Origin of the sequence: Williamsoniiplasma luminosum (genome assembly GCF_002803985.1) — a bacterium.
GTDB classification, from domain to species: domain Bacteria; phylum Bacillota_I; class Bacilli_A; order Mycoplasmatales; family Mycoplasmataceae; genus Williamsoniiplasma; species Williamsoniiplasma luminosum.
The window spans coordinates 481,484-494,978 of sequence record NZ_CP024963.1 but is presented as its reverse complement, the minus strand read 5'-3'; the positions used below and the strand labels follow the sequence as shown (position 1 = coordinate 494,978).

The 13,495-nt window shown below is 35.5% G+C and carries 7 protein-coding genes and 3 rRNA genes; all 10 read right to left on the bottom strand.

Annotation, left to right across the window (positions count from 1 at the left end):
- Positions 1–142: 142 nt before the first annotated feature.
- The 10 genes from ELUMI_RS02100 to ELUMI_RS02055 all read right to left on the bottom strand — a co-directional run bounded on the left by ELUMI_RS02100 (position 143) and on the right by ELUMI_RS02055 (position 13,493).
- The gene (locus ELUMI_RS02100) at positions 143–811 is read right to left on the bottom strand and encodes a ribulose-phosphate 3-epimerase (protein ID WP_025734154.1); all 669 of its coding nucleotides are present in this window, start codon (positions 809–811) and stop codon (positions 143–145) included.
- 138 nt (positions 812–949) lie between these two features.
- A 5S ribosomal RNA gene (rrf, locus tag ELUMI_RS02095) occupies positions 950–1,057 on the bottom strand.
- Positions 1,058–1,140: 83 nt separating this feature from the next.
- A 23S ribosomal RNA gene (locus ELUMI_RS02090) occupies positions 1,141–4,042 on the bottom strand.
- 288 nt (positions 4,043–4,330) lie between these two features.
- Positions 4,331–5,854: ribosomal RNA gene (locus ELUMI_RS02085) — 16S ribosomal RNA — on the bottom strand.
- Together the 16S, 23S and 5S rRNA genes form the textbook arrangement of a ribosomal RNA operon.
- Positions 5,855–6,599: 745 nt before the next feature.
- Positions 6,600–7,469, bottom strand: coding sequence for a hypothetical protein (locus ELUMI_RS02080; protein ID WP_025734153.1), 870 nt, complete (start codon positions 7,467–7,469; stop codon positions 6,600–6,602).
- Positions 7,470–7,838: 369 nt separating this feature from the next.
- Positions 7,839–9,254: an NADP-dependent glyceraldehyde-3-phosphate dehydrogenase gene (locus ELUMI_RS02075; protein WP_025734152.1), complete on the bottom strand. Its 1,416-nt coding sequence runs from the start codon at positions 9,252–9,254 to the stop codon at positions 7,839–7,841.
- 102 nt (positions 9,255–9,356) lie between these two features.
- Complete coding sequence (locus tag ELUMI_RS02070; RefSeq protein WP_025734151.1) at positions 9,357–10,130, bottom strand: TrmH family RNA methyltransferase; 774 nt, start codon at positions 10,128–10,130, stop codon at positions 9,357–9,359.
- A 31-nt stretch (positions 10,131–10,161) separates the two neighbouring features.
- Complete coding sequence (locus ELUMI_RS02065) at positions 10,162–10,665, bottom strand: dUTP diphosphatase (protein WP_025734150.1); 504 nt, start codon at positions 10,663–10,665, stop codon at positions 10,162–10,164.
- 117 nt (positions 10,666–10,782) lie between these two features.
- Positions 10,783–11,184, bottom strand: a complete 402-nt coding sequence (locus ELUMI_RS02060) for an HIT family protein (RefSeq protein ID WP_025734149.1) — start codon at positions 11,182–11,184, stop codon at positions 10,783–10,785.
- On the bottom strand, positions 11,184–13,493 hold the full coding sequence (locus ELUMI_RS02055; protein ID WP_025734148.1) for a lipoprotein: 2,310 nt from the start codon (positions 13,491–13,493) through the stop codon (positions 11,184–11,186). Before ELUMI_RS02055 ends, ELUMI_RS02060 begins: the two co-directional genes overlap by 1 nt.
- Positions 13,494–13,495: the final 2 nt, after the last annotated feature.

The window sequence follows — 13,495 nt, the reverse complement described above, 5'->3', positions numbered from 1 at the left end:
AAGACTTTAAAATTATTATTCTGGGGTGTTGTTTTTTTAAAAAAAAGAATACTCTCTCATTAAAAACATGAGGAGTATTCACAAACAGTTATAAACTTATTTCTAATTAAACTATCAAAAATTAAATTTAGATTTTATAAATTTAATTTTCTATTTTGTTAATTTGTGTTTTTAATTCGTTATTGGGAACATTGACAAATGCTCCAACTACCAAAACTTCAGCTCCACTTTGTTTTAATTTAAGATATGTGTTTTCTCTAACTCCCCCATCAACTTGAATGAAGAAATTTAAATTATTTACTTTTTTATATTCAGCAAGTCAGATGATATTGTCATAAACCATATCATTAAGTTGTTGGCCATTAAATCCTGGTTTAATCGACATACACATCACTCCATCAACTTGATCTAAAAATGGTTTTAATACTTGCGGATTAGTTTCTGGATTAATAGCAATGACTGCTTTCATCTTGTTTGCTTTGATGTCTTGAATAATTTGTAAAATATTAGCTTCATTTTTATTTGTGACAGCTTCATAATGAAAATTGAAGTTGTCAGTTTTAGCGTTTGCAAAAGATTCAATATATCTTTGTGGTTCAATGCACATAAGATGTGCATCGATTAAAATATTTGGATATTTAGCTTTAATGTCCTGACAAAATTTTTGGCACAAAGCATAATTATTGACAAAATTCCCATCCATAATATCAACATGGATTCAATCAACCCCGGCTTGAACTAATTCTTCTATTTTGTTGCCAACTTCTAAAAAATTGAAAACATAAATTGATACTGCGACTTTACTTTTCATGATTTTGATCCTTCTTTATTTTTCTTATCTTTTTTGATTTTATCACACTCAAAATGATAAATTTGGATTAAAAAGGGCAAAAAAGTGATATTTTTGATTAAACACAAAAAAAGGAAACCGAAGTTTCCTTTTTGTTTGAACTGGCGTCGTGCTACTTTCTCACAATGCAATATCATCGCCGCAGTAGAGCTTAACTTCTGTGTTCGGTATGGGAACAGGTGTGACCTCTACGCCATAAACACCAGATCAGGGTTTTGTGAATTGTTCTTTGAAAACTGAATACTAGATTGAAATATTTATATTTATAAGCGTTGTTAAATAGATTTTTATTCTAAAAGTCTCTCGAATTATTAGTATTGGTTAGCTCAATGCCTCGCAGCACTTACACACCCAACCTATCAACCATGTGGTCTACATGGATTCTTACTTCTTACGAATGGGAAAATTCATCTTAAAGGAGGCTTCTCGCTTAGATGCCTTCAGCGATTATCCTTTCCACATATAGCTACCCAGCTGTGCCCTTGGCAGGACAACTGGAGCACCAGGGATGTGTCCAACTCGGTCCTCTCGTACTAGAGTCAGCTCTCTTCAATTTTCCTACGCCCACAACAGATAGGGACCAAACTGTCTCACGACGTTCTGAACCCAGCTCACGTACCGCTTTAATGGGCGAACAGCCCAACCCTTGGAACCGACTACAGCTCCAGGATGCGATGAGCCGACATCGAGGTGCCAAACCTCCCCGTCGATATGAACTCTTGGGGGAGATCAGCCTGTTATCCCCGGGGTAACTTTTATCCGTTGAGCGACGGCCCTTCCACTCGGGACCGCCGGATCACTAAGTCCTTCTTTCGAATCTGTTCGACTTGTAAGTCTCGCAGTTAAGCATTCTTCTACCTTTGCGCTCTATGTATGATTTCCAACCATACTGAGAATACCTTTGAGCGCCTCCGTTACATTTTAGGAGGCGACCGCCCCAGTCAAACTACCCACCAGACACTGTCCCTGACCCAGATAATGGGCCGAGGTTAGAAATTCAAAGTAACAAGGGTGGTATTCCAAGGTTGACTCCACAAGAACTAGCGTTCCTGCTTCATAGTCTCCCACCTATCCTCTACATGTTACACCAAATTTCAATATCAAGTTATAGTAAAGCTCCACGGGGTCTTTCCGTCTAGTTGCGGGTAACCAGCATCTTCACTGGTACTAAAATTTCACCGAGTCTATAGCCGAGACAGCGAAGGGATCATTACACCTTTCGTGCGGGTCAGAACTTACCTGACAAGGAATTTCGCTACCTTAGGACCGTTATAGTTACGGCCGCCGTTCACCGGGGCTTCAATTCAAAGCTTCGCTTGCGCTGACTTCTCCTTTTAACCTTCCGGCACTGGGCAGGTGTCACCCCCTATACATCGTCTTACGACTTAGCAGAGAGCTGTGTTTTTGTTAAACAGTTGCCCCTCCCTCTTCACTGCGGCTCACATAAAGTGAGCACTCCTTCTTCCGAAGTTACGGAGTTATTTTGCAGAGTTCCTTAGCTATAGTTTTCTCGCTTGCCTTAGGATTTTCTCCTTGAATACGTGTGTTCGTTCTAGGTACAGGTAAATAGTTCTTAAGTTAGAAGCTTTTCTTGGAAGCATGGAGTCATGGTCTTCGTTACTAAGCGTACTGTTCACTCCCCATAACGCTTCAGAGTTAAAGTATGCGGATTTGCCAACATACACCCCTTTGCGCTTAGCCCGCAATCCATTAAGCGGGATCCACTATCCTTCTCCGTCACTCCATCACAAACTATTCAGTACAGGAATATCAACCTGTTGTCCATCGACTACGCCTTTCGGCCTCGCCTTAGGTCCTGACTAACCCTGGGTGGACGAACCTTGCCCAGGAAACCTTATTCAAATAGCATGAGAGATTCTCACTCTCAAACGTTACTCATGCCGGCATAATCACTTCTAAGCGCTCCATTAGTCCTCACGGTCTAACTTCATTGCCCTTAGAACGCTCCCCTACCACTGTACAAATTGTACAATCCGTAGCTTCGGTAGTATGCTTAAGCCCCGGTACATTTTCGGCGCAGAATCACTCGACTAGTGAGCTGTTACGCACTCTTTAAATGATGGCTGCTTCTGAGCCAACATCCTAGCTGTCTATGCAATTCCACATCCTTACACACTTAGCATACATTTTGGGACCTTAGCTGACGATCTGGGCTGTTTCCCTCACGAGCATGGACCTTATCACCCATGTTCTGACTGCCGCATAATTGGCTATGGCATTCGGAGTTTAATTTTATTCAGTACCGCTAGGTGCGGCCATCATAAATTCAGTGCTCTACCTCCATAGCTGTACGTGCGACGCTATCCTTAAAGATATATCGGGGAGAACTAGCTATCTCCGGGTTCGATTGGAATTTCACCGCTAGCCACAAGTCATCCACGGTCTTTTCAACGAACGTTGGTTCGGTCCTCCATTAGGTTTTACCCTAACTTCAACCTGCTCATGGCTAGATCACCCGGTTTCGTGTCTACTGCTGCATACTATCGCCCTATTAAGGCTCGCTTTCACTACGGCTCCGCATTTATCTGCTTAACCTTGCATGCAACAGTAACTCGCCGGCTCTTTCTACAAAAAGCACGGTGTCACCCCTTAACGGGCTCCACCTTCTTGTAGGCATATGGTTTCAGGAACTATTTCACTCCCCTCTCGGGGTACTTTTCACCTTTCCCTCACGGTACTGGTTCACTATCGGTAAAATGGTAGTATTTAGGCTTGCCGAGTGGTCTCGGCGGATTCCGACAAAGTTTCACGTGCTTCGCCGTACTCAGGATACTTCTTCGAGATTAACGCATTTCGTATACGGGAGTATCACCCTCTGTGCTCAGATTTCCCAATCTGTTCTACTATACGTTAATTTTGTAACTCTAACAAAAGTCCTACAACCCCATCCCGTAGGATGGTTTGGCCTTTTCCCCGTTCGCTCGCCGCTACTAGGGGAATCATTTTTATTTTCTTTTCCTCTTGGTACTAAGATGTTTCAGTTCCCAAGGTTCCCGTCATGTCAGCTATGTATTCACTGATCAGACAACATGTAAACATGTTAGGTTTCCCCATTCAGTCATCACCGGATCAAAGCTCACTTCCAGCTCCCCGATGCTTTTCGCAGGTAGTCACGACTTTCTTCGGCTCCATTTTCCAAGGCATTCACCATACGCCCTTACTATTTTTTAGAAAAAATCTATTTGGCATATAAATATATTATATTTATTTTTAATTTTGTAATTTTAGTTTATTACTGATGTCTTTAAGATCATTGCCTTACAGCAATGATCAAAAATTTGTTTTTTAATTGTTATTATTACTAATAACAAGTAAGAAAATTATATTTCATCTAATATTCAGTTTTCAAAGAACAATTCTGATTTTTTCAGAGATTATAAAAATAACCTCTGAAAACTAAATAGAACCAAACAGTCACACATAGACACTACTATGTGTTTTAATAAATTATCTCCATAGAAAGGAGGTGATCCATCCCCACGTTCCCGTAGGGATACCTTGTTACGACTTAACCCCAATCGCTAGTCCTACCTTGGGAAGCGCTCTCCTTACGGTTAAGCTACCTACTTCTGGTATTACCAACTCTCGTGGTTTGACGGGCGGTGTGTACAAGACCCGAGAACGTATTCACCGCGACATAGCTGATTCGCGATTACTAGTGATTCCGGCTTCATGGAGTCGAGTTGCAGACTCCAATCCGAACTAAGACCGACTTTTTGAGATTAGCTAGCCTTCGCAGGTTTGCAGCTCTTTGTATCGGCCATTGTAGCACGTGTGTAGCCCAGGACATAAGGGGCATGATGATTTGACGTCATCCCCACCTTCCTCTAGCTTACGCTAGCAGTCTTGTTAGAGTCCTCAACTTAATGGTAGTAACTAACAACAAGGGTTGCGTTCGTTGCGGGACTTAACCCAACACCTCACGGCACGAACTGACGACAACCATGCACCACCTGTCTCAATGTTAACCTCCACTATATCTCTATAGCTTCGCACTGGATGTCAAGCCCTGGTAAGGTTCTTCGTGTTGCTTCGAATTAAACCACATGCTCCACCACTTGTGCGGGTCCCCGTCAATTCCTTTGAGTTTCACTCTTGCGAGCATACTACTCAGGCGGAGTACTTAATGCGTTAGCTGCAGCACCGAGGAAATCCCCGACACTTAGTACTCATCGTTTACGGCGTGGACTACTAGGGTATCTAATCCTATTTGCTCCCCACGCTTTCGTGCCTCAGCGTCAATAACAAGCCAGTAAGCCGCTTTCGCCACAGGTGTTCTTCCATATATCTACGCATTTCACCGCTACACATGGAATTCCGCTTACCTCTCTTGTATTCTAGTGATGTAGTTTTCAAGGCGAACCGGAGTTGAGCTCCGGACTTTAACCTCAAACTTACAAAACCGCCTACGCACCCTATACGCCCAATAATTCCGGATAACGCTCGCCACCTATGTATTACCGCGGCTGCTGGCACATAGTTAGCCGTGGCTTTCTGGTAAGGTACCGTCAGCTTAAGAGCATTTCCTCTCCTAAGTTTTCTTCCCTTACAACAGAGCTTTACAATCCGAAGACCGTCATCACTCACGCGGCATTGCTTCATCAGACTTTCGTCCATTGTGAAAAATTCCCTACTGCTGCCTCCCGTAGGAGTCTGGGCCGTATCTCAGTCCCAATGTGGCCGATCAACCTCTCAGTTCGGCTACGTATCATCGCCTAGGTGGGCCTTTACCCCGCCTACTAGCTAATACGCCGCATCCTCATCTTAAAGTGTTCCAAACGGAACTTTCAACTTCAACTGATGCCAGTTGAAGTTCACATGCGGTATTATCCTTCGTTTCCAAAGGTTATCCCCCGCTTTAAGGTAGATTAGATACGTGTTACTCACCCGTTCGCCACTGGGGTGCAAGCACCCCCGTTCGACTTGCATGTATTAGGCATGCCGCCAGCGTTTATCCTGAGCCAGGATCAAACTCTCATTTTAAATTAATGTGTTTTGATTCTGACTGTTTGTTTATTTTTGTATAAAAGTATTTGTTTTTTATTTACTCAATTTAATTGAATTAACAAGTTTGTACAATAATTGTTCTATTTAGTTTTCAAAGATCATTTGTGCTGATTTTAGGCCTTTTTTCTTGCGATTTTTTGGCTTCCTCAATGAGCAACAAAGAGATAATAACATATTGAGAACACTTTGCAATACGTTTTTTAAAAAAGTTTTAAAAAAATGTATTTTTTTTATTTTTTTCAACATTTTCAGGTTTTTTGACCAAAAAATGCCGTTTTTACTTATTAAAGTTAATAAATGTTTTTAAATTGATTTATTTTCTGAAAATAAGCTTGAAAAGTTGCAAAGTGTTGATGTAACATCCGTTTATTGCCTTTCATATTGTACCAATATTTTGGTTTTAAAATGAAACAATCGTCATTTTTTTATTTTTTCTTTATTTTTATGGTTTTTTTGCTGAAAAAAGCATAAAAAAATCTCGAATTCTGTTGAACTAAACTAGTTCAAAGGATTCGAGATCTTTAATTTTAAAGTTCATGAACTTTTAAATTGAATTTACAAATAAGTTTATAGGCATTGCCTACATTTTACCTAATTTATATTTTCATTGATGAAAATATTTTTTTGGTTTGATTATTTAAATTTTGCAACTAAAACTTTAAGCGTTTTCGTTCATAAAGTTTTTAATGTTTAGTTTTAAAATTTGATTATTTTTTAATTCTTATTGAGCGGTAGTTACAGTAATTGTAAATGTTCCAGTAACTTTTGTATTATCTGCTTTTGCAGTTACAGTCAATGCTCCAGCTGCTAAGTTATTACCTACAGTAGTTCAAGCAATTCCTGTTCAGTCAAGATCACCAACAACAACATCTGTCATAGTTCCTTTAGCAGTTAATGCATTAATTAAAGCTAAAAGTTCTGTTTGAGCTACTGTTTTAACTTTTGCAGTAGTCAATGGTGGTTTTGTAATTCCTGAAATGTCTAATTTAAGGTTAATTGTAGATGCTCCTGTTAAGTATTGTGATGTTCCTTTTGCAGTTGCAATAAATGTTCCGGCTGTTAGAGCTGTGGTTTCAGTTGCGCTTGCTGGAATAGCAGTTCCAGTAAATGCTATATCATTTGCTTCTGTTACTAATCCTAAGTTTGCTAATGCGTTAATTGCAGTAAGCACTTTTTCTTTAGCTGTTGCTAATTTTACACCTGGTGCAAGTGCTAATTTAGTTTTAATTACATCAGTTATTGCTGTTGATAGATCAATTTTAGCAATTGCTGTTAATTCAATTTCACCTGTCAACAATTTTGATGTTGTTGTTGCTGTAATTTTAACTTTAGCATTTGCTGCTAAAGTTCCAGTAATTGTTCCCACTGTATAATCCTCGTCGATTACAGCTTTTGGTTGGAATACTTTCATTGCTGCTTCAACAGCTGCATCAGCTTGGGTTTGATCCATTCCAACGAATAATTTTGGTTTTTCACCAGCTGTCATGTTTGCTAGGTTTTTGTGCCCTGCACATGAAACTACAGTTAATGCAGCTCCAGCAGTGGTGGCCATAACTCCAACACCACTTAATAATGTTAATATTTTTTTCATAATTTGATTCCTCTCACTTAATCATCATTATTCATTCTTCAATTCGTAAAACAACAAAACAAATATATTGCTTGTCCAATATTTTTTGCTATTTTTCGTTTTCTTTTTAAAATTGCTTATTATAAGTTATGGGTTTGCAACTTTAATTATTCATTCTATTTTTTTACCTAATTGTCGAACTCAACATTAACATTATGGTTTTTTTATATATTGTCAAGCAGATATATCTAAAAGTGAAAATTTGTTCAAAATTCATTTTTTTGCCTGAAAAACACTTTTTTTAATAAAATTTCATAAAACAATTCATTTCAATAAAAAAAATGAATTTTGACATTCATTTTTACATTTTTTTGAAGTTTTTGTTTTTGCTTAATAATTAATGACAATTCCTTTTAAGCGTGTGACGCTTAAAAGTGTTTCACCAATTCCTTGGGTTCCAACTCCAGAATCTTTAATTCCAATAAACGGAAATGAGTCTGGTCCACGTTGTGATTTTCCATTAATATTGACAGTTCCGGTTTCGATGCGTTTAGCTACATGCAAGGCTTGATTTAAATCTTGACAATAAATTGAGGCTTGAAGTCCATAATTTGATGCATTGGCAATCTTGATCATTTCTTCCACATCATTAATTCTAATAATGGGTAGGACTGGTCCAAAGGGTTCTGTTCATGCTAAATCCATTTTAGTTGTGACATGATCAATTAAAGTTGGTCAGATTAAGTTTTTCTCGTGTTTGTCACCAGTTACAATTTGAGCACCTTTAGTTTTAGCGTCATCAATTAGTTTTAAAACAAAATCAGCTGATCCTTGATCAATTAATGGGGTAATATCAGCATTATCCATTGGCAGTCCAACTTTTAGTTTTTCAATTTTGTCTTTCAAAATTGAAACTAATTTGTCAGCTATCGCATCAGTTGTAATCACTCTTTTAATCGCTGTACAGCGTTGTCCAGAATATGAAAAAGCCCCACTAATAATTTCTTTGGCATACATTTCAAGTTTTAGATCATCTAAAACAATTGCTGGGTCTTTTCCTCCTAATTCTAAAACAATGTCTTTTGTTGAAGCATTTTTTAAAATTCGGTGGCCAATTTCAGTTGATCCAGTAAAAGAAATAAAGTTTAATTGGACATTATTGGTTAAATCATCACCAATGTCTCTTCCTCTTCCAGTTACAACATTTAAAACTCCAGCCGGAATTTGTGCTTGATGCGCTAATTCACTTAATTTAGCTCCAATTAAACTTCCAGCTGTGGCTGGTTTAAAAACTAAGGTATTTCCCATCACTAAAGCAGGGGCAATTTTTGAAAGCGCTAAGTTAATTGGGTAATTAAAAGGCGAAATTGCTAGACCCACACCTTTAGCTACACGTTCAAAAATTCCGTATTTGTTTTTAACACCCATTCCGGCCCCAGTTAAAGCCAACGGTTCAAGACGCATCGCTTCTTGGAAGGTATAATCCATATATTCAACAGTTCGTTCAACTTCACTTAAAGCATCTTTATAAGCTTTGGCAACTTCAGTCATAATAATTGTGGCCAATTCTTCTTTATTTGCTAAAATTAAATCTCTTCAACGGTTTAGAATTTTAATTCTTTCAAGAATTTGCAGATTTTCTCAGTTTTTTTGCGCATTTCTGGCTGCTAAATAAGCATTATTAATATCATTTGCTTTTAAAGCTGGCACAACTCCAGCAACTTCAAAAGTTGTTGGATTTAAAATTTCCACCACTTCATCAGTTTGAATCATCTCTCCATTAATTAAAACTTTCATTTTGTACATCACACACCTCAATTGTTGCTTTTTATTTTGAACATGTTGTTCAAAATAAAAAGCAATCTTTTCCTATAGATTTAATTATAACAAATCCTAAATCGCAAACCCCTAAGCATTATCAACATAAATTTTATGCATAATAATTGAACCAGCAATTGCAGCATTTAATGACTCAACTTGATCATCCATTTCCACATTAATGTTGATATCAATCATGTCTAATAATTCAAAAGAAATTCCCTTGGCTTCATTGCCAATAATTAAAGCGTACTTGTCTTTGTCATTGAATCGAACTTTTTCCAGTTTCTTCGAATTTTGATGTAAGTTAGTGCCTAAAATCACATATCCAGCTTGTTTAAGATCATTAATGGTTTTAATTAAATATTCATTAATCAAATTAACTTGAAAGAAATTCCCTTGCGTTGCACGTAAAACTTTATCATTGTAAAAACTCACAGCGTTGGCTGAACCAATGATCGTTTTAAAATCAAAACTGGCAGCGCTACGAATTAAAGTTCCTAAATTACCTGGATCTTGGAGTTGGTCTAAAAGCAAAATATTATGTTCATAATCAATTTTTTGTTCTTTCATTGAACAAACTGCAAAAATATGTTGACTAGTCACAACATCACTTAGTTTTTGGGCCACATTAGCACTAATTTCATAAACTTCGTCAACTGTATGTAAATGTTTTTGAACGACATTATGTTGTAAAGCTAACTCAGTTCCTAAAATGGTTAACACAATGCCTTTTTTTAGTGCTTCTAAAACTAAGTGTTGCCCTTCAACAAGAAATTGTTGGCGTTCTAAACGCACATGTTTTTCTTTTAATTTTAAGATTTCTTTAATTTTGTAATTTGTTGATGATGATAACTTTTGCATATAATCCTTTGTAATATTTTATTCCATTAAATTAATAATTGGAATCTTGGCGCTCAAAATTGACCTTGTTTTTAATTTTATAAGCGTCAATGACCGCTGTTTCTGAATAATCATTAATTTGGGCAATGGTTAAAAAAGCATTTAAAAGCTTTTGGTAATTATTTGCATCTTGAATTTGACTAAAAGCATTTAATTTATCTAAAATCACAAAATAGCTTTCAAGATTAGTTTTAACATCAAATTGTTTAAATTTGAAATCCTTAAAATTAAAATTAAGATCATTGCCTAAACTAATTAAAAAATGCAAACCATCAATATATTCATCTAATTGAATTGTTAGATCACTGGCCTTTTTTTTCGACCAAAATTTAAAACTACGTTCTTCGTTGGCGTATTCTCCCAATTCAACAAAAAAAGCAATGATTTTTTTGTTGATGTAAAGTTGGTCTGTTTGCACATCAAGATTTTTTAAAATATAGGCATCAAGTTTTTGTTGTTGTTCACTTAATCAAATAAGTGCTTGGGATGAAATCATTTCAATTCTCCTTTGAAAAATAAATTAATTATATTTTAACAAACAACCTGAGCTTTAAAAAACAAAAAACCAAATTTATGAATCATGCCATAAATTTGGTTTAATTTTGTTGACTAATTATTTAGTCAATAGTTCATAGACTTGGGTGTTATCTTTTGTAATCACAGGGTTTTTACTTGGAATATAACCTTCAGTTTTCACATATTTAGGAACAATATGTTCATGGTAATGAAACACGACTTGAAAAGCTTCAGCCCCATTATTAGAAATAAAATTAAAGCCTTTGGGTTTTAATTTTGCATCCAATAATCTTACAACATGTTTTTTAGTAGCATTGACAAAGGCAATGTTTTCTAAAGTTGTGGAAATAAAGTCTTCTGAGTGTTCTTTAGGAATTACCAAAGTGTGACCCTCACTATCTGGATGTAAATCCAGAAAAGCTAAAGTGTGGTTATCTTCATAAATAATGTGTGCTGGTAATTCACGGTTAATAATTTTACAAAATATACAATCTTTCATTAGTCTGATGATCCTCCTTTAGATTTATCTTCTAGATATTCTTTTAAAGCTTCATATAATGGTTTGTACAAGATTTTATCGTTTTTCAAGAATAGAGGGTAAATAACTGCTTCAGCATTTTTTGACATTCCATCTTTTTTCGAAACGATATATTCAACTTGTTCTAATAGTTCACGTTTTTTAGTTTTATTTAAATTTGTGACATCTAAACTAGTTTGACCATTTAAATAGAAGTTAAATGGACCATCAACTACCATATCATTTGGATGATCTGAACCAGAACCTAAATTAATTTTATAAGAAACTGTTCTTCCGTTTTCGTGAATTTCGTCCCTTGTATAAACGTTTCCAGTTGAACCTTTATCAAAAGATAATGAAACTGTTCCGAAGTTTTGCACAGTTCCAATTAATGAAGGGTCATTTGGTGTGGAAACAGATAATTTTTTACCTTCAAGTGTGAATTTAATTTTATCAGTATCAGTTGGTTTAAGACCCTCAAAGTTTTCTGTTAAAACAACTTTGTCTTGGCCAATTGCAACGTTTCCAAAAGTATTTGCAGTTGGTAATGTATTTTTAATATTTGCTTGGAAACCTTTTAACCCTTCAACTGTTTCATGACTTCAAATATTTTCTGGGGTTATTTTATCTGTTTTGCCTTTGTTTCATTCATCTAATGTAAGTGTTGCGTTATTCTTATCAACCAATAAAATATTTGTAATATTTCCATTTTGATGTTGGTTAATTCAATCTTTTTTGGAATCTGAAATTTTACCTTGGGCATTTTTGTTATTAGCATCATCTAAAGAAGTTCAAAGTTCATCAACTCCTCAAGCTTTATAAAGTGTAGTTGATTGTCCATAATCAAAAGTTTTATCTTTATCACTGAATAAGTCAACAGCATAAATTGGTAAAACTAAAGCAATATCAAATTTTCCGACTTGTTTAGATTCATATCCTTGTCCATTATTGGCAAAAATCGCAGGACTATTAGCTTTGGCAATTAAAGTTTTTGTGCTATCTGCTAGTGCAAAAGTACCATCAACAGATTTAACTGAATCACCATCATTTTGCACAAAACCATTAAATCCTTTCATTCCAAGGAACGGATCTGTTCCAATGTTTGTTTTATTATCAGCTTTAATTAATTCATACGCTTCTTTTAATGCGTGTTTATTTGAGTCAATGAATGATCCATCTGAATTTAGCAATGATTCAACACGACCGTAAGCTTCTTGAGCCTTTTCTTTTGTATCGAATGTTGCTGATCAAACCATTTTTAAGTTAGATTTATATCCATCATTTTTGTTTCATGATTGAACATATTTTAAAAGATCTGATGAAGATTTATAGTATAAATCTTGATTTAGTTCAATTAAATCACTAATTTTAGTTGGCTCTGTATATTTTGTAGTAAATGTATCATTTGCTAAGAATGTTGATGTTAATAAATTTTGGAATGTAGTTGTTTTAATTTTGGCATTAAAGTATTGTTGGAATCTATATTCTAAAGCTGTTTTACCATTCATAACAAAGACTGTTTGACCATCTTTATCTTTTGAATAAATTCCATTCTTTGGATTAATTTGTTTACCTTGTGCATCAATATAAAATCTATCTTTGTCTTTAACGATATCTGCATTAATCACAGCTTCTGTACCATCATTGGTGATAACAAATTGTGATGTTTCAAGTTGTTCAATACTTGGAATAGAATCTTGGGCATTTTTATTTTCACCATAAAAATTTCATCTATATCACTTGTCTTTCACTCCAGGAGCTGAATTATAATAAATATAGTAATCATCATTCGGATCTATTTCATCTTTTGTTTTTATTAAATCTTGAGGATTTAATAAAAACAAGTTGTCAGTTGAACCTGAAAGTTCACTATCTAAAGACACCTTGCTATCAGCCAACAATCTAGTTGTATATTGAATATAAAATTCATTTTGAGCAATTTTACTTAAACGATCTTTTGTTTGTTGAAATGATTCATCTTTACTGATTGGTTTTGATTTCAAACTTTTTGATCATTGTTCATTGTAATGGTTGTTAGCTAATTTAGATGTTGTTTCTTGAACCATTTTTAATACAACATCTTTAAAATCAATGCTGTTGAAATATTTCCCATTAGTGATTGAACCAAATTCGGGATCTTGTAATAATTCCATAATCATTTGATCTCTAAGTTTTTCTTCTAAAGTTGGAGTATCAAAACGTTTAACTTCATTATTTGTACATGCAACAACTGTTAAACTGGTTGTTGCTAATAATCCTATTGAAGATAGGAGTGCTAAAATCTTTTTCATAA